We start from the raw sequence: 17551 nt of genomic DNA on the forward strand, positions 1-17551 counted from the left end.
AACGTTCATTTTAGAGTAAATGGCAGCAAATTAAAGCAATTCTACGATCGATATCGAATAAGAGGTGCAGTGTCCACAATAAGGGTGTTTAACCGAGAACTCGTCTAAATAACTTTGCAGGTGACGGGAATCAAGACCGTGAAAAGTACCGAGTACAAAGGATTTGAGGTTAGAGATCAGCGTGTGCACCCACTTGAGATGTTCAGGATCTTCCTTTGCATTATATTTCTTAGCTTCAATGGTATAGTTATCTTTCAACGTTGGGATCGTCCGATGTCCATCCGCGATAAGGGTAGAGTTGGTTTCAATATTTTCTTTGACAAACGTCTCAACGGTTTCTCTTTTCATATCAACAATGACTTCCATTTTGACATACAACGGATGCCCTTTCTCATTTTTTGAAAGGGCAACAAGCACCTGGTTTTTATCGGTGCCGCGTCCGCGCTTGCCGTTCTCAGTCGGGGCACCAATGTAAAAATCATCAATCTCCACAAGGCCTGACAACACATAACCTTCATCGCGGTCAGCCATCGCCTTACGGATTTTGTGCAGCATTAACCAGGCCGTCGGATAGCTGACTTCAAGTTCGCGTGCAACGAACACCGCTGAGACACCACGCTTATCCTGGGCCTCCCAGTAAATTACTGTGAACCATTTGCGAAGTGGCGTTCGCGTTTTCTCGAATATCGTGCCAACCGTGACGGTCGTTTGATGGTTGCACTTTTTGCATTGAAAAAGAGGAAGCGTCCGTATCGAAATTTCAAAATACTCGTGATGCTGGCAATTCGGACAGCAAAATCCATTCGACCATTTGAGTTGAAATAAATGATCGTGGCATGCTTTTTCTGAATCGAATCTCTGTTGGAACTTAGTGAAAGTCAGAGTCTCTTGCTTCGCCATATCAATCATCTCCAAACGTATGTTTGTTTTTATTTTATCAAACATACGTTCGTACAACAAGGTGTTTCTGAGCTAACTTGAGAGCCATATTATTTTATTACACTGAGTGAAGCGCTTCAGCACATCGAGCCAGAACAGTTTGATGACCTAATGATTGAACATAATTGGTCAGAGGAACCAAGGAGACTGACCGAGATCATCGAAGCTATTGATGAGCTTGTTACAAAGGTTTGGTATAACCGTCATCAGGCTCTACGGGAAAAAATTGAGGAAGGTATTATTAAAATTGTCGAGAAGGAGACCTTTCCGATAAAAGATCATGCTACTCGACCAATTCAACGTAATGTTTGGGAAGGAGCACTCAGAGCAGCGGCTAGGGTTGAAGAAAGAATTGGCTTAGAACATCTAGGACCCTGGGATGACTTTGAGTGGGGAATGATTAATGGCAAGCTTTCTGCATTACGTTGGGTACTTGGAGATGAGTGGGATATGTTGGATACATAACCATGATGTCCGTAAAAAATAATGTTCTAGACTGGCACTGGGCTTTAAGCTCTAACGGGCAGGATAGTACGAAACTTTAGCTATAGTTTATAAAGAAATGCAATCTCGCTGGAGCGATTGGATTGGCCATGGGGCAGGAAGGACTTCAGCTCCGTTCGTCGAACACATCCTAAGCAGAAAATTGCTAATAGGGAGCGTCTCTCTAAATGGACAGAACTATAAATGAAAGATTAATAGAGGTAGACATCGTATCGTTGCAGATGGCGATGGAATCAGGTGAGTTATCGTCGGAGGCTTGCGTTCACTGGTATTTGGAACGGATCGAACGACTCAACCCAAAGCTGAAAGCGGTGCTGGAAGTCAACCCGGACGCGATAGCGGTCGCGAAGGCACTTGACGCGGAGCGGCGGGAACGCGGATCTCGCGGACAGCTTCATGGCATCCCGATTTTGCTCAAGGACAATATCGATACAGGCGACCGCATGCATACTAGTGCAGGTTCGGTGGCTCTTGCGGAACATTTCGCTCAGACGGATTCGGCCGTGGCCGCGCAATTAAGGGCTGCGGGAACTGTATTCCTCGGCAAGGCAAACATGACGGAGTGGGCTAATTTCATGTCAAGCACGATGTGGGCGGGGTATAGCTCCAGGGGCGGCCTAACACTTAATCCTTACGGTCCCGGCGAGTTGTTCGTGGGCGGCTCGAGTTCGGGCTCTGGAGTGGCGGTTGCCGCGAATCTGTGTACTGCCGCCATTGGCACAGAAACTTCAGGTTCGATCATCAGCCCATCCTCGCAAAACGGACTTGTCGGCCTAAAGCCGACTATCGGGCTCGTAAGCCATTCAGGAATCATTCCGATTACACATAGCCAAGATTCCGCCGGTCCGATGACGCGTACTGTCAGGGATGCCGCGATCTTGCTCGGCGCCATGACGGCGGCGGATCCAAAAGATACGGCCATGCAAGAGAATGGGAGAATAGCGTATACGGATTATACGACTTTCTTGGACGCGAATGGTTTGCAAGGCGCAAGAATTGGCGTTCCACGGCATTATTATCGAGGATTGGATGAAGCTCGGGCGGAGATTATCGAGAGGGCGATCACCTTGTTCAAGGAATGCGGGGCGATAGTCGTCGACCCGGTAGCATTGCCTTGCGAAAGTGCGAAGTGGGACTGGGATGTGATGCGGTTTGAGTTCAAAAAAGGGCTGAACAATTATCTGGACAAAGCAGGCTCCGGCGCTTCCGTTCGTTCGTTAGATGAACTTATCGCCTATAACGAAGCGAATTGCGACGTCGCGCTGAAATATGGGCAAGACACGTTGATCTGGTCGAATGGAACAAGTGGAACATTGACTGAACCGGTGTACACTGAGAGTTTGCGCCTTAACCGTGAACTGTCTCGGGACCAAGGCATTGATCACGCTATCAGCGAATATCGGCTGGACGCGTTGCTGTTCCTTGGCAACGAGGAAGGGCTCGATTTATCCGCGCGCGCGGGTTATCCTGCCATTACCGTGCCTGGCGGGTACGCAGAGACAGGCATCATCGCCGAAGGTGGCTACACGACAAAAGGGCCGCAAGGAATCACTTTCGTTGGAACCGCCTACAGCGAGCCCTTGCTTTTCCGACTTGCTTACGCCTACGAACAAGCGAGCAAATACCGTTTTGCGCCTACCGAGCCGGTATAGTCTCGAATTCTGTCATTGGGAGAACAGAAAGGCTTGCTTCGTCAATTCCCTTTATTAAGCTAAAGGGGAATGTTAGTCTCAATCATTGTAGATCGAATATTGGGAGAAATAGCTGACCGGTTATCTGATTAAGCAAACGGGATACGATAGTCGAATTTGTAACCTGGACGTGGCTGCCGATATGATCGGCAACGATAAATGATCGTGAAGGATTCGCGACACGCTCTTGCGGTACTTTCCACACATTTCCACGGTTATCCGAGTCGTGAATTGAAGCTTATCGGGATCACCGGTACGAACAGTAAAACAACAACCGCCCATATGAATGTTAGAATATGGATGAACTTTATCGACTTAAGGGGGCTTGTCATGCTATTTCGAAAACTTGGTAAGATAGGAATAAGCATTCCCGCTATAGGCCAAGGGACATTATCGATAGTTGAAAAAACATGAGCATGCGATTTAGACTTGGGATAAACAATCACTAGTTGAAGGTTACGGTCTTACAAATAATCGGATGATGACACAATAATCCCGCAATCAAAGAAATCGATTGAGGGATTATTGTGTCAAAAAATTAAATGGGAGTATCATTGAGTCATCATTGAGGGTGTATTTGTGTCATTAGACAGTTGGCAGTATCCCTATAAGGGATTGAATTGATTTACATACATATGTACAAAATACGAGTTTTGTGCAAAAGTATACAGTAGTTTAATTAACAATTCCGATCTGGGTAATGTTACTGTCTAATGACATTAAACTGTTATCATACGTGACGTAAAACATATATCATTGTTTTCTTTGACAAAAAGAAGTCTCATAAGATCCAATTTATGATAACAATATTTTGTCATTTTTCTTTTGAAATGGACACCAGAAATCGAATTCGTTTTGTTTATCCGGATGATCCCACCAATGAAACTCGAGCGGTTCATCCCTGTTTTTGGGGACAACTGCAATGTAAAATGGAAGATTTTTTAATCCGAAAGGTACTCGGGTATATATCCATCTCTCTCGTGCGGCTTCTTCGGATTTGCTCAGCCAATTTCTTAGATGATTCATTATTAAATGAGCCATTATCCGATTAAAAATCCATTTTATCGCAGCTCGGCTATCATAAGTAATGTCTTATCTAACATGATAAATCATGTCATGAAAAAGATCTGATAAGAATTTATCGTCTTGTTTCGAAGCAAACTCAATACTTTCAGAGTATTTTCTGTAAGATCTTGCACGGTTAACTATCCATCGATCTTCATATCCCAAAATATATTGTACCCAGTGAACGTAAGCGAGTCCATAAGGACATATGGTTTTACCCTTTCTTGAAAACTCCTTTATACACTTCTTATGCTCCTTTAAAATTTTGTTTCTTACGTGCGAAAAAATACTAAATAACGTCTTTACCGACGAATTGTAAATTTCATCAAATAATCCGACTTTGCGAATATAGTAATGCCCTGCTCTCTCGGTCTTTTCACTTTCACCAACCAAATTATGGATATAATTTGAGGACTTCACAACATTATGTAATGGTGTTTGTTTGGGCTGGTATCCATCAATTATTATAGACAAAATATGATCTAATGCCTCCGGGTAATGTTCTACATCAAGTTCGTGAGGCAGATAAATATTATTCAATCTTGAAATTTGTTCTTCATTTAAGTTAATCCACATCTTCAATTGGTCCGATTTTATTTCAGCTAATGATATCTGTCGCCATGTATTTGTGAAACTAGCTCTCTTCATATCCATAAAAAAGTGACCACAAATACATTGAAAAGGTGCTTTCGAATAATTATCTGAAAGTTCAAATGGCATTATCCGATTACATTCCGGACAACAATGAAGCAATGGGATTTGGTGATACGGACATTCGTTAATAAGTTTAAATTGATGAAATAAGCTATGGAATCCATTTTTGATGCATTCCGGGCAATAGTGTAAATGATCTCTGCAAAATGATTTACTGTTATGCGGTCGTTTCGGGATTAGATAAAATAATCTTTGAACATTCTCTTCATTAATTTGTTTTATTGGAATTCCAAAAGCGTTTGTCATTTCTTCATCTTTAAAACTGCAAAGGTTTAAAAAGTCTCTGTGAATCCTGCCGATGTTATGAGACTTGATGCTTTTCACATCGTCAGTTCCAAATATCTGAAGGAGATTCCTTACAGTTGCACAGTTTGCATATTTAAATTTTTCAAAAACACCCCACATGGATTCAAACGGTGAAATCCAACCGGGGTTCCATGTAAAACGCCTTTCTTTCTCTTTTACTCGGTAAACATAAATACGATTTTGAATCACATTATACCACGTCCTGGTATGTCTCAGCTTCAATATAACCCGAATTTATCACCGCTTGTTTCCAATGGGCCCGGTTCAACCAACCGACATCTTCCCCATTAATGCCAAATCTTCGTAAGGCGTATTCTACTGCTAATGTAAAATATTGCATAGGAATATCTGCCGATTTCTTTAGACCTGCTTCATTTCTTAGTGTTGTTATAACTTCAAAAAGATCCTGGGCACAGTTTTCTAATCGATATCCCTTTTCAAATGCTTCCGGGAAAAAATATCGGGTAAACGACCATCCACTACCTTCAGGATATTCAGACAAATGATCGTACCCTGATAAACAGGTGGTCATATCCGAAACGCTTTTAATCCCTGTAAATTTATACTCGTGAATCATAAACCGTCCAATGATCTGTGCTTTTCTTGATTGGATAAAGGAACTCCGTTGGTGTATTAATTCTTCTTGACCTACAAGAATAACTGTCATACTCACGCCGGCATTATCCAGTTCATTATAAATGTCCATTAACCAGCCATATTGAATTTCATGCAATCGTTGAGCGTCATCGATAAATATGATGATTCTTTTTTGCGCAGCCCGTTCTGCTCTTTCCAAAAAAAACCTAAACAGACGATCCCTCTTTAAGTTTGCTTTTCCGCTAAAAGGAAGCGCGTGTCCTACATCATTCAATAAGTCTTCGAAGAAGCTGCTTTCACTTGGACGATTATATTGCCGGCAGCACATTTTAAATATGGGTAAATTCTTTCCAAATTCCGCTGGGAGATCAAACATTAAGTAATTAATTGCCCTTGACTTTCCGATTCGTGGTCTGCCATAAATCATACCCCCAGGTGATCGATTGTCAATCCACTGCACTACCGTATTATGCATTCGAACGATTTCATTTGTAGGAATTAAATATCTACCCGTTTCGATCGGATGACTCCCTTTAGGGACAAATGGTCTTTCGTTAGAGTTCAAATTGATTCACCACCTATTAAAAAGTTAGGGTTCGGAACCGTTTACGATTTATTTCATTTATTTGAATTACAGAGTTTTGGTTTATTTCTAAAGGATGAACTTCTGGAGTGGAATGGTTATTCTGTCCCCTTTCCTCATCCTTGGTTACCTTTACAGTAGATGTCTTACGATTCAGTGCTGCTAACCGGTTGCGCGCTGTACGATTCGTTTTAGCTTGCTCCTGCAAATATCGATGATAACAATCGATTGGATCATCCTGAGCGGTATAATGGAGCAGTTTCAGCTTTCTTAATTTGTTGATCTGCTTCCTTACTTGTAGTGAATGCGGTGTTACTCCCCATTTTCCATTTGCCGTAAGGGTACCGAACTCACTACCATCGGGTAAAAATGCCCTTATAACCCGGAGATCATCTGTATTTATTAGCAAGTCTAATTGTGTACCAATTAATCCCGGACTGCGTGATAGTACATCATTACGATATTCAGCTCCCTCGTAATAAACAAAAGGTCTCTTCCCCTCTTTGATGTTTCCTTGAACGACTCTTCTAGCCGACAGGGAAAGAAAGACGACTTCTTGTCTGTTTTCTTCAGGCATTACTCGTGGATACATCCCACGTGAAAGGCGCTGTCCCAAACATTGGAGTGGAGTCAAATTATTTATCCCCTCATTTTGTGTACCATTATAATTTGAAATAAGTACATCCGTTAATTGCTCCAAATGATCTGCGCTAATTCTAAATTTTACTGCAGCATCCTCTGGATTTTTTCGCCGCGGGTCTTTGGGATTGCTTCCGGTTGTATTTATCATCCGATGATACCCATACTCCTCAAGGGTTCCAAAGAAACGTTCAATATAGCTTCTCCTCGTCGGTAATGCAACAGGACCAGCATTAACTGAACACCCAATGATTCGATTTAAGCGATCTTTAACTTGATTGGCTAAATTAGCTTTTCCATTGTCAAATAAGCATTCATCCCACAACGCCCATTCTAATTCCGCAAAAAGTTCGGAAGCAAATCCTCCATTAGGGTCGTATTGCAAGCCGGGAATGGTCAGATCCTTACGAACTTTTGGCATGACTGCATTTTTAAAGCAATGTAAAACGTCGCCGGCAGAATATTCCTTGTTATAGCTGATATGGTATCCAAGTACTACCCGGGTTGCTACATCAATAAGTGCTAAAAGCCATAAACGATCCAAGACTTCTACAATCTCATCCCCTTCAGGGGTTTGAAAAACAATCGCTATTGAACAATCGATTCGATGTCCGTCAAATTGCACTCGCTTCAATGGCCTGACAATCATCGGTTCATTTTGTCGACCTCGTCCCGTGTGCCTCGCCTTTTGAGCAGTTTCCACACCATATCGTTTTGATGCTTCCCCAAAATGGAGTTGCTCTAATTCCTTAACATAGCGATATAATGATCTTCTTCCAAGGTCATCCGTAATGAAGGGATATTGGTCACGTTTTATTCCGGCTGCGGTGCATAATTCTAAAAACTTCTTGTGAAGCTCTTTAACCTTGATAACCGGACTTCTGACTTCTTTTTTGTTTCTGCCAAGATAAAGGTTATCGATGGCTTCTTGAATTGAAGGATTACTCTTGAGAAGGAGTGAAAATGAACCGACAAAACTTGTGGAGCTAGTATAATCTGAAAGTACGGGAAGGGATTTACGATCGTATGCTTTTAATCGCTTCCGGGGGATAAGTCCGCGAAATCCCCATATTCCCCCATGATGATCTGGCGACAAACAGCGTTTCACAAATTTACGGATAACATTTCGGTCTAATCCTGTGGTTTCACAAATACTTTCGATGGATTGTTTATTTTTCATGTAAAGCTCAACTGCTTTTTTTCTTGTCAAAAATATTTCGCGATCTTTGGGATCCAGTTTATCTTCATGTACGATTGGCCAAGTCGTGATATCCAGATAAACAGGATCGATGTTCTCATTTTCTATCCATCTCTGTTTGGTCATTAATCCACACCTCCGTGTTGTTATTAAACGGAGCCGTATCAATATTTGAACGTATCGTACCGGTATAGATCATTCGGCAGATGGCTTCTCGAATTCGCTGCTTAGGGATGTCTAGAAAGTATTGCTCCATCTGAAGGAGTGTACTTGGAGATTTCTTCAGGAGTGTTAATATCCGATGGTAGTCAGTCTCGATTGGTTTTGCTCGTTGTCGTACATACGGCAGTATCATTTTTAAATTATCTAAATACACAGGATTCACGCGTATTTCTTTATCGGTTCTTATCTCATATTTGAACCCGTTTTCCTCACACCACTTCTGTTGTGCCTTTGTTTGTTTGAATGATCTTTCGGAGAAATTCCTATGCTTCGGGTCAAGTTCAGCAGCATATTTAATTTCTACAAAGAGCTCGGCCCCTTCCTTTCTTTGAATCCACATGTCCAGTATCGATTCAACAATGCTCCCGTCTATTTGGACTTGTATTTGTTTAGGTTGCTCACAAAAGCAGACAATATCTGGGTCGCCCTCGACTAGTATCCAGTGATCATACTCAAGATCACTGAACATACGAACTGTTCGATTCATTTTTACACTGAAAGCTTCCCAGTAATTGTTTCCATACCGACTGCTTCGTTTTATTTGAAGAGGCGTATAGATATTAAATCACTTCTCTCATTGACATAATAAGCCAAATCTATACATCTTTCTTCTATAACCTTCTTGTCGAATCCTTTGATGAAAATGCACTTCTTTTGCCGATTTATGAAATCTAAAGTCAAAGTGTCCAGTATTAGTCTGGACCAAAATTCAAACAGCGGCGGACTAAGACTTGAAAAAGTCTTAGTCTGCCGCTATTGTCATTGAATTAACGTATTCGTTAGCTTAACGTCTTTTACGTTTCGAGGGTGTCAACGCAGTGTGATCCGAAGCTCAGAAAAGAAAGCCTCGGTCCCAATGTCTACGAACAGACCAATATTTCCCGTGGTTACCTCCGCCTTAGTCTTGTCTAATGAAAGACACTCGGCTCCATCGACAAATACCGTCAGATGGGTCTCGTCAATTTCCAGCGTGAGATTAACCCATTCGGCAGGTCCAATGTTCGCTCCCGCCTCGAAACGACCGTCTGGGTATTCCTGTCTCAGACGTTCGTACCGCCAATCAGGGTATGCGAAATACTGGACGGCACGCTTGTCGCGAGGCGACTCGGGATTTGTCTTTAAGCCGTTTAACGGACGAAGGTAGACTGCTTCAAAGACATCCCCGCTATCGCTTATGCGATATGCCAAGCCTGCGAACCCGCGTGCATAAGGCGGAGCATCGTCTCGTAACTTGCTGAACAAGTTTACCGATATAGTTCCGTTTTTGAAATCTGCAGGAATCATCAAGAATGTCGGCATATCGACGAAATCAACGTTGGGTTCGCCTTTTGAAGCTTCATCTGTCAGCGTAACGCGCAATGCCTGCCGCCCGTCCACTGTAATCGGGCTGGCGGTCACGGACTGAGGTCGGGCTCCTTCTGGCAGCGTCCCGAGATCGTAAGTGATGGTCTGTGTGCTCATAGTGGTTTCCTCCATTAATCAAACAATTTGTGATAATCGGGATCATTCTTCTTTATCGAACTTTTTACACTTTGGGAGCTTCCAATCCAATCGCAGCCCACTCTTCGCGAGCAGGTCCGTACACTCCAGGAACCTTTAGTCCCGCTTGACGCATAAGTACAGTCATTTGCCCCCGATGATGAATGAGATGCTTGATGACCAATGGAAGTGATACTGCCAGTGGCATGTCCATCCCAAACACACTGCGGACCTCATTTAAGGAAGCATCCGTCCATTGTGTGCTCACGGTGTCCAATACTGCGGTACGGATTTTTTGGAAGCTCTCAGCAATTTCCTTTGCTGTAGATGGGATTGTAACAGAGTCTTGTGCCACTTCAGCAGTAAGTCCAAAGACCGAAACAGGAATACTTGTTACAACATGCCATGCAATTCTCCCCAAAGTACGGTCGTTCGGTGAAACTTGTTGCCCAAGCGATGAATCCGTCAAAGCATCCAACAACTTTTGAGTAGAGGCTCCTTCGCTTCTCCACTCCTCAATAAATTCATTGATCGTATTATACATTTTTTCATCCTCCTATTAGGTTAATTCATTGCGACATAAATCCACTGGACATGTCGTCATTGGAATCATAAACTTATGATATAACCGTTAGTATCTGTTGTGAAGAAGGCACCTTAAAGTTGTATAGGTACCTTTAAGTAACTATTGGAGGTCATTTTATGATTACAAAAAAAGAACTCTCTCTTTGCCCCGTAGAAACTACTGTTAGTTTAATAAGCAATAAATGGAAAACTCTAATCCTTCGTGAATTATTGAGTGGTACAAAACGATTTGGTGAACTTAGAAATGGAATATCGGGTGTTAGCCAGAAGGTATTGACACAAAATTTACGTTCAATGGAGGATGATGGAATCATAGGACGCAAGGTATACGCAGAGGTTCCGCCAAGAGTAGAATATTTTCTTACTGATTTGGGTAATACTCTCAGACCAATTATTGATGCAATGGCAGAATGGGGATTAGGTTATCAAGCGATGGTGAACAATTCTAACGAAACGAACGTAGCTTCGAGGTAAATTTGTTTGTAACTTTCTAAATCTTGTATAACTATTCTGCCACATTCGTATCTCCAAGTTTGTATACAACTCTAATTTTCACAATCTAAAGAGAGTCACTCTGAGATTTTCCTGAGTGATTTTATGTTTTATGATATCATGTTTATGTCATTTGCAGAAAATGAGGATACTTTTCTGTCAAAATTTATTGACAAGAAAGTATCCTCATTGAGTCTATTAATGCAATAATTAATAGGAATTCTATGAATATAGTTTTATGTCATTGGACATTTAAATTAGTTCGTCATAGAAAGTTCAATGAGGCTATCGGTTGTACTCCGAAGCCTCATTGAATTTTGGTGCTAAGTTAATTCTTCTGGCGACAAGCGGATCCCCTTGCCATCACTTTTTCTCACGAATTTCTTTGGAAATTTGATCAATGAATTCCTCCTCCACATTTTTTAATCCCAAGGTCTCCTTCGCCACGTTACCTGACGGCACTCCGAAGGCTGTTTCGTTTTCTCCGAGTACAAGCATATAGGGAACTTTCTCCAACGGAGCCTCACGGATTTTATAACCCAATTTTTCGTTTTGTTTCCATTAGGTGACTTGATACTTTCTTTTTTACTGGGGACCCTCAAATAAGCCTTCTTCTCTCTTATATTATCAATCTTTGTTCACATCTATAGCTTGAGTATAGCTCGATCGGGTCATTCAACTGTAGTGATCCATACGATATAATATGGAAGATATGAATTCTGTTAAGGGAAGAGGTTTTTGGATTGAGTGCTGAGTTAATAAAACAAGCGGATAAATCATCAGGTTTGCGTCAAGCCATATACCAGTCAGTTTGGAGATGGCACTTTTATGCGGGGATAGTTTTTGCTCCTTTTCTGATCATTTTAGCTTTCAGCGGTGCTGTTTATTTGTTTAAACCTCAAATTGAGGGGTATCTTTACAAGGATATGCTTGTTGTACGCGAGGTAGGGACAACCCCATTGTCTCCAGCGACTATTATTGAAAAAGCGGAGAAAGACTATCCTGGCCTAAAGGTCTCCTCCATTACGCTCCCGAATACGAAGGACTCTAGTTATAAAATGTCGGTTAACTTGAGCGGGAAACCAACAACAATGTATGTTGATCCTTACAATGGAAATGTGCTCGGAACGTTAAATAGCGACAAGACTTTCTCTGCATTTTTTAAGAAACTTCACAGTGAGCACGTTATTGGTGGGACATTTGCTAATCGTCTTGTTGAATTGGCAGCATGTTGGGCTGTCATATTGTTATTAACCGGCTTGTATCTATGGTGGCCGCGCAACAAGTCTTCCATTTGGGGGACAGTTCTCCCGAGGCTTAGTAAGCCGGGAAGTCGACTATTCTGGCGCGATCTGCATGCTGTACCGGCATTTTGGCTCTCCCTTGTATTACTTGTCATTATCGCTAGCGGGTTACCTTGGTCGGGTATTATGGGAGAACAGATTGATAAGCTGGCCAATTCGACGAATACGAACGCCCCCCCTTTTGCCTATAGCTTTGGTGAAAAGCCTAAATCAGTTACGGTTGCAAAAGATATTGCGGAAGACTTGCCATGGGCAGCTGAGAATCTTCCGGTACCTCTATCCGCCGCAGGTGGATACGTTCCATTAGGTGTTGACGATATCGCGGGAATTGTTAACGATAAAAACGTTGCAAAACCCTACACAATTACGATGCCCAAAGGCAAAACAGGGGTGTACACTGTCTCGACTGCACATGTAAAGCCAGGCAATAATGCTACCCTTCATTTAGATCAATATAGTGGTGCAGTTCTAACCGACGTCCGCTTTGCGGATTACGGTATCATGGCAAACGCCATATCATACGGCATAGCCTTCCATGAAGGTAGACTTTTTGGGCTTGCCAATCAACTGCTGGGTTTGATGGCTTGTATAGGGCTCATTTTGACAGCTGTCAGCTCTTATTTCATGTGGCGCAAGCGAAAGCCGAAAGGACTGGGCGCTCCGAGCAAACCTGATAATACAAAAGTCACAGTAGGTGTAATCCTTATCATGCTTGTTTGCGGAGCTATGATGCCGCTAGTTGGATTATCCATCCTAATCATTGTGTTGCTCGATTTGCTTGTTATTCGAAAAATAAAGCCATTACGCCATTGGTTTTCGGTATAAGGGGTGAATAAACCAATCATGAATATCAATATACAACGAATGGCGTTGCTGGGAGTCATATTGTTTTTGGGCGTTTTATTATCCGGCTGTACCGCTAAGATAGCTGAAACTGATGCAAGCGGTCTTCCCGCTCATCTTACTGTAGGTTTGCATATCCCCAAACAACTAGATATAGGCAATAAGAGTAACTTTTCCGTTGAGGTATTTAAGAACAATCAACCATTGGAAAAAGCAGAACAAGCCGAGTTTATTTTTTGGCCAGAAGGAAACAGAGAAGCTGCCGTAACGGTAAAAGCAACCGAATCGTCTCCTGGCGTGTATTCAGTTTCACATTCCATCACAATGGAAGGTATTTATCTTGTTCAATCCAGCATAAGTGGGAAGAATGACAAGGTTTTACCTATCAAGCGGTTTGCTGTTGGTTCAAAAGCTGTGGAGCGACTCATTCAGATGGAGAGCTCTAAAGAATCCAGTGACAATTCCCATAACGGTCACCATTAATTCTTAAAGCTGCAACTCCCTTCAAAGATAAGGCGGGGATTTTGCAGCTTTTTCATTTGAATGCTTCGTCCCTTAGTTGCAAACAAAAGTTCCGTTTTCGTTTTGGTAAACGGAATAAATTGAACATACCAGATTTTCATATTGAATGTTTTGCTTACTATTGATCCAGTAGTGAAACTCGATCTCCTTCTCCCCTTCCTCTTCATTTGGTACTTTAATCAAGAAAAAGGGAAGGCGATCAGAACGGAATGGCATAAGATGCGACACGAATCCAATTCCTAAGTTTGTGAACGATCCGCTGTAACCGCGGTTTGCACCAGCAGTCCCTCCTTCCAGCGGAGCAATCGCCCCATCGGCAATTGATAATATGTTAGTTCATCATCATTTCGTTAGATTTCTCGTCAAATTCACCGATAATCAGCCCATTCGATCATTAATTCGGCCTACTGAACAAAAAATAAGGAGCTCGCCGACATACGGTGTCTCCTTTTAATCGATTATCCAAAGGGATTCATTTTTAGATTCTGAATGAAAATGATTTCCCTTGTTTAACCTATGAACGTTGGAGGTGATGAATGTGACAGGAAGAAATAATAAACCGGATAATGATGGTCCTGCATCAAGTCCGTCACGATTAGACCAATTTGGCGAAAAGCTCGCTGAGAATAATGGTTCTACTCCAAAGAAACCGAAAAAAAACAACGGTAAAAGCTGCTAAAAAAAGAAAAGGCAACCCCGTCATCGCGGGTTGCCTTTTCTTTATAGGACGAGTTACATCGTACCGCCGCCTCGACGGATTTGTGCCGGATTTTTTTCAGGCCCATCATTAATATGGTCATAAATAAACTTCTATTTTCATACTCATGACGACAACTGACGTCACGAGCATGCCATCGCATCATATTTAGTCCCACGGATGCTTTACGGTCAAAAAGCCTGCGAGTTTCTTACTTTCATCTCTGCGGTGCTTACGCATCTCTGCTCGATAAGGGGCTGTTTCGAATAGCTTAAGCTCCTCCTCCGTCTCTGGAACGACACTCGGTACGGGAATCGGCTTGCGATTCTCGTCGAGAGCAACGAACGTTAGAAACGAGGTAGCGGCTATCTTCCTGTCCCCGCTTAATAAATCTTCTTTAATTACCTTCACGTATACTTCGACCGAGGTTCGGCCAGCCCACGTTACGAAGGATTCCAAGCATACTGAGTCGGTGGGCCGGATTGGATGAAGAAAGTCAACGGAATCCGTTGACGCTGTTACGACCGATCGCCTGCAATGCTTCGTCGCAGCTATAGATGCGATATCATCGATATAGGCCATTAATTTCCCGCCGAATAAAGTATTGTGATTATTGACATCAGGTGGAAATACTCTTGCCGTTTTGTAGCATTTCGATTCACGCGAAAAACGTTGTTCCATCGTCTCTCTCCCTGCTCCTAATGATCATTAACCAAAGAAATAGCATAGTGCCTGAGGCGAAAATTTCTCGGAAAACCTTCTTAATCCATTTTCTTATTTTGCTCAATCATTGGAAATATCATCCTTCATAGCGATGTATGAACGCTTAAACCTTCTCTAACCATGTTCAAAAAATAATCTTGATGAGTGGGATGACAAGCAATCAAATAAGGCTGCGATCGCATGCCTGTAAAAGGTGTTCCCTCATAATCAATGACAATGCCGCCAGCTTCTTTCACCATTAGAAGACCTGAATACAAGTCCTCCCCTTCCGAATTATATACGATAATCCCGTCCAAATCGCCTCTGGCAAGCATACACCACTGCAAGGTTGGCGCCCAAAGACGCATCATTCGTTTCGTATTCACGTCAATATAATGCCTCAGCTTCACTGCGCGCTGCTCATTTTGAACGGCATGCCCTTGAATCCAGCCTACCCTTGCTTTCGTAATCGCTTTGACGCGGTTCATGGCGATCGGCCTTGCATTGCAAAAGGCCCCTCCATCTTTGCTGGATACGTACAGATGGTCCGTCATTGGTTCATAGATAACGGCTAACACCGGAATATGCTCAAATAACAATGTAATCGATATGCCGAATAACGGCAATCCAACAGCAAAATTGTTCGTTCCATCGAGTGGATCGACCATCCATATCCAATCGCTCTGAATATCGTTTTCGCCAACTTCCTCCGATCTAATATGATGCTCTGGAAATACGCGTTGTATTTTTTCTAAAATAATGCTTTCGGCCATATGATCGACTTCCGTCACGATATCGCCATGATCATCCTTCTCTTCATAATGAGCAAGTGTCCCAAACCGCTCTCTCGTTAATCGTCCCGCTTCGTATGCGGCTGCGATCGCTACTTCCTTTGCCACGCTTAAGATTGTTTGACTCATGTTTATAACCCCCATTCACTATATCTAACCAAACATAGTAAAAGTACCCGGTCTTCTCTGACCAAGTACTTTGCTTCATTACGCAACTATTGCTTAGAGGTTTGAACTACCCCCAACTAAACGCCCATGCGTTTTTAGGTGGGGGATTCCTGGGTAAGCCTGCCTAACAGCAGGTAGTTTGACCAGGCTAGACCCGCGGTTCCCGCGGTTGTAGTTTTGGTACTCACGCCAAGGCTTGAATGCGTAATCCTTCATGCAAAATGTTTTGGGCCGCGTTTTGGTCGCGATCATGGCGCGTGCCGCAAACCGGACACACCCACTCTCGAATCGTCAAATCCTTGACCTCTGAGTTGCGCTCGCCACATGCCGAGCAAAGCTGACTCGACGGGAATGTTTTCCCCACCCTTACGATGCTCCGTCCGTACCACGCTGCCTTATAGGTTAGCATCGTGCAAAATCGTGACCAGCTCACTTCACCAATTGATTTGGAAAGCGGGTTATTATGCATGAGTTTTTTCACGTTTAGGTCCTCCAGCACAATCGTTTGGTTTTCGCGAATCAGCTGGGTAGACCATTTTTGGAGGCAATCTGTTCGGATGTTGCTTATTCGCTCATGCAACCGTGCGATCTTGAACCGCATTTTCTCGCGCCGCCGACTGCCCTTTTGACGGCGGGATAAGATTCGCTGCAAGCGGGCAAGCTGCTTCTCGCGCTTGTGCAGCCACTTGGGGTTCGCGATTGCGGGGCCGTCAGAGAGCACGGCAAACGTCTTGATGCCAAGATCGACGCCTACCGCACGATCGATTGGCGGCAGCGGCGTGACTTCTGCCTCACAGAGAATGCTTATGTAGTATTTTCTGCTCGGCGACATCCGCACGACAGCATTTATAATTCGCCCCTTAAGCTCGCGGCTGTTCGCATAGCGAACAAGGCCCAGCTTTGGCAGCTTGATATGCCTCTCTCCCACCTCAATGTTACCGTTCACGCATTTGGTCGTGTAGCTTTGCACGGGGTTCGCTTTGCTTTTGAATGCGGGCTGATTATTTTGTTGTTTAAAGCAGCGTTCGTACCCATCTGCTAAGTGGCGCACGCTTGTCTGCACCGCTATGCTGTCCACCTCCCTCAGCCATTCATGCGTTTGCTTTGCTAGGGATCTCCGCCGAGCATTCCTTATAGGAGAGCCCTTTGCCCGTGGATGAGTAAGCATCCTTCCATTTCCCTAGGAAATGGTTGAACACAAATCTCGCGCACCCGATCGTTTTACGAATAAGCGTGGCTTGTTCATTAGTAGGATATAGACGATAGCGATAAGCTTTGTGCACAATGGCCACCTAGGACGCCTCCTTGCAAAAAAGAGTATGCGCTCATTATACCAGAACATACATTCTATTTCTAGAGAAAACGATTCATCTTCTCCCTAAAACGACTTCATTTTTGAGGAAGAGGTCTTCTCGCTAGTAGTCTCTCAAAGCTAATAGTAGAGAATGGCTAGATATGGTATGATAATGCCAAAAAGAGGAATATAACGATGCGTCCTATAAAATACCCA

15 protein-coding genes and 2 pseudogenes are annotated in these 17551 nt (G+C 43.1%); 6 read left to right on the top strand and 11 right to left on the bottom strand.

The window, feature by feature from the left end; genetic code table 11:
- Positions 1-30 precede the first annotated feature (30 nt).
- Entirely contained in the window at positions 31-900 is an 870-nt protein-coding gene (locus L1N85_RS25010; protein ID WP_235241745.1) for an IS1595 family transposase, read from the bottom strand.
- A gap of 150 nt (positions 901-1050) precedes the next feature.
- Between L1N85_RS25010 and L1N85_RS25015 the strand changes: the two genes are divergently transcribed.
- Together L1N85_RS25015 and L1N85_RS25020 are read left to right on the top strand one after the other, a co-directional pair.
- Positions 1051-1404 (top strand): hypothetical protein, encoded by a 354-nt coding sequence (locus tag L1N85_RS25015; protein ID WP_235241746.1) that lies wholly within the window; start codon positions 1051-1053, stop codon positions 1402-1404.
- Positions 1405-1610: 206 nt separating this feature from the next.
- Positions 1611-3095, top strand: coding sequence for an amidase family protein (locus tag L1N85_RS25020; protein ID WP_235241747.1), 1485 nt, complete (start codon positions 1611-1613; stop codon positions 3093-3095).
- Positions 3096-4226: 1131 nt separating this feature from the next.
- Here L1N85_RS25020 and L1N85_RS25025 read toward each other — a convergent pair.
- The 6 genes from L1N85_RS25025 to L1N85_RS25050 form a co-directional block, all read right to left on the bottom strand.
- The gene (locus L1N85_RS25025; protein WP_235241748.1) at positions 4227-5408 is read right to left on the bottom strand and encodes a TniQ family protein; all 1182 of its coding nucleotides are present in this window, start codon (positions 5406-5408) and stop codon (positions 4227-4229) included.
- Between the two features lies 1 nt (position 5409).
- Positions 5410-6381: an ATP-binding protein gene (locus L1N85_RS25030; protein WP_235241749.1), complete on the bottom strand. Its 972-nt coding sequence runs from the start codon at positions 6379-6381 to the stop codon at positions 5410-5412.
- Positions 6382-6397: 16 nt separating this feature from the next.
- The gene (locus L1N85_RS25035) at positions 6398-8362 is read right to left on the bottom strand and encodes a hypothetical protein (RefSeq protein WP_235241750.1); all 1965 of its coding nucleotides are present in this window, start codon (positions 8360-8362) and stop codon (positions 6398-6400) included.
- Positions 8334-8945 carry a Tn7 transposase TnsA N-terminal domain-containing protein gene (locus L1N85_RS25040; protein WP_235241751.1) on the bottom strand — a complete coding sequence of 204 codons (612 nt, stop codon included), beginning with the start codon at positions 8943-8945 and terminating at the stop codon, positions 8334-8336. Before L1N85_RS25040 ends, L1N85_RS25035 begins: the two co-directional genes overlap by 29 nt.
- 323 nt (positions 8946-9268) lie before the next feature.
- Positions 9269-9919, bottom strand: a complete 651-nt coding sequence (locus L1N85_RS25045; protein ID WP_235241752.1) for a hypothetical protein — start codon at positions 9917-9919, stop codon at positions 9269-9271.
- Positions 9920-9983: 64 nt separating this feature from the next.
- Complete coding sequence (locus L1N85_RS25050) at positions 9984-10481, bottom strand: DinB family protein (RefSeq protein WP_235241753.1); 498 nt, start codon at positions 10479-10481, stop codon at positions 9984-9986.
- A 158-nt stretch (positions 10482-10639) separates the two neighbouring features.
- On the opposite strand from L1N85_RS25050, the gene L1N85_RS25055 reads away from it, so the two are divergent.
- Complete coding sequence (locus L1N85_RS25055; RefSeq protein WP_235241754.1) at positions 10640-10996, top strand: winged helix-turn-helix transcriptional regulator; 357 nt, start codon at positions 10640-10642, stop codon at positions 10994-10996.
- A gap of 485 nt (positions 10997-11481) precedes the next feature.
- Here L1N85_RS25055 and L1N85_RS28100 read toward each other — a convergent pair.
- Positions 11482-11569 (bottom strand): annotated as a pseudogene (locus L1N85_RS28100) (His/Gly/Thr/Pro-type tRNA ligase C-terminal domain-containing protein); the annotation flags it as partial.
- A gap of 188 nt (positions 11570-11757) precedes the next feature.
- Between L1N85_RS28100 and L1N85_RS25065 the strand changes: the two are divergent.
- The 3 genes from L1N85_RS25065 to L1N85_RS25075 all read left to right on the top strand — a co-directional run bounded on the left by L1N85_RS25065 (position 11758) and on the right by L1N85_RS25075 (position 14362).
- The gene (locus L1N85_RS25065; RefSeq protein WP_235241756.1) at positions 11758-13143 is read left to right on the top strand and encodes a PepSY-associated TM helix domain-containing protein; all 1386 of its coding nucleotides are present in this window, start codon (positions 11758-11760) and stop codon (positions 13141-13143) included.
- 18 nt (positions 13144-13161) lie between these two features.
- Positions 13162-13644: a FixH family protein gene (locus L1N85_RS25070; RefSeq protein WP_235241757.1), complete on the top strand. Its 483-nt coding sequence runs from the start codon at positions 13162-13164 to the stop codon at positions 13642-13644.
- A 577-nt stretch (positions 13645-14221) separates the two neighbouring features.
- Positions 14222-14362: a hypothetical protein gene (locus tag L1N85_RS25075; protein ID WP_235241758.1), complete on the top strand. Its 141-nt coding sequence runs from the start codon at positions 14222-14224 to the stop codon at positions 14360-14362.
- A 186-nt stretch (positions 14363-14548) separates the two neighbouring features.
- On the opposite strand, the gene L1N85_RS25080 is transcribed toward L1N85_RS25075, so the two are convergent.
- The 3 genes and pseudogenes from L1N85_RS25080 to tnpB form a co-directional block, all read right to left on the bottom strand.
- Positions 14549-15061 carry an acyl-CoA thioesterase gene (locus tag L1N85_RS25080; RefSeq protein ID WP_235241759.1) on the bottom strand — a complete coding sequence of 171 codons (513 nt, stop codon included), beginning with the start codon at positions 15059-15061 and terminating at the stop codon, positions 14549-14551.
- A 125-nt stretch (positions 15062-15186) separates the two neighbouring features.
- On the bottom strand, positions 15187-16002 hold the full coding sequence (locus L1N85_RS25085) for an inositol monophosphatase family protein (protein WP_235241760.1): 816 nt from the start codon (positions 16000-16002) through the stop codon (positions 15187-15189).
- Between the two features lie 223 nt (positions 16003-16225).
- A pseudogene (gene tnpB / locus L1N85_RS25090) lies at positions 16226-17324 on the bottom strand (IS200/IS605 family element RNA-guided endonuclease TnpB).
- Positions 17325-17551 lie beyond the last annotated feature (227 nt).

The sequence above is a fragment of the Paenibacillus alkaliterrae genome, from assembly GCF_021532375.1.
GTDB classification, from domain to species: Bacteria; Bacillota; Bacilli; order Paenibacillales; family Paenibacillaceae; genus Pristimantibacillus; species Pristimantibacillus alkaliterrae.

Excerpts from the sequence above, each read along its gene's own strand:
- L1N85_RS25070 (WP_235241757.1), top strand. The coding sequence starts at position 13,162 with ATGAATATCAATATACAACGAATGGCGTTGCTGGGAGTCATATTGTTT.
- L1N85_RS25050 (WP_235241753.1), bottom strand. The coding sequence starts at position 10,481 with ATGTATAATACGATCAATGAATTTATTGAGGAGTGGAGAAGCGAAGGA.
- L1N85_RS25020 (WP_235241747.1), top strand. The coding sequence starts at position 1,611 with ATGGACAGAACTATAAATGAAAGATTAATAGAGGTAGACATCGTATCG.
- L1N85_RS25040 (WP_235241751.1), bottom strand. The coding sequence starts at position 8,945 with ATGAATCGAACAGTTCGTATGTTCAGTGATCTTGAGTATGATCACTGG.
- L1N85_RS25085 (WP_235241760.1), bottom strand. The coding sequence starts at position 16,002 with ATGAGTCAAACAATCTTAAGCGTGGCAAAGGAAGTAGCGATCGCAGCC.
- L1N85_RS25010 (WP_235241745.1), bottom strand. The coding sequence starts at position 900 with ATGGCGAAGCAAGAGACTCTGACTTTCACTAAGTTCCAACAGAGATTC.
- L1N85_RS25045 (WP_235241752.1), bottom strand. The coding sequence starts at position 9,919 with ATGAGCACACAGACCATCACTTACGATCTCGGGACGCTGCCAGAAGGA.
- L1N85_RS25080 (WP_235241759.1), bottom strand. The coding sequence starts at position 15,061 with ATGGAACAACGTTTTTCGCGTGAATCGAAATGCTACAAAACGGCAAGA.
- L1N85_RS25055 (WP_235241754.1), top strand. The coding sequence starts at position 10,640 with ATGATTACAAAAAAAGAACTCTCTCTTTGCCCCGTAGAAACTACTGTT.
- L1N85_RS25035 (WP_235241750.1), bottom strand. The coding sequence starts at position 8,362 with ATGACCAAACAGAGATGGATAGAAAATGAGAACATCGATCCTGTTTAT.
- L1N85_RS25015 (WP_235241746.1), top strand. The coding sequence starts at position 1,051 with ATGATTGAACATAATTGGTCAGAGGAACCAAGGAGACTGACCGAGATC.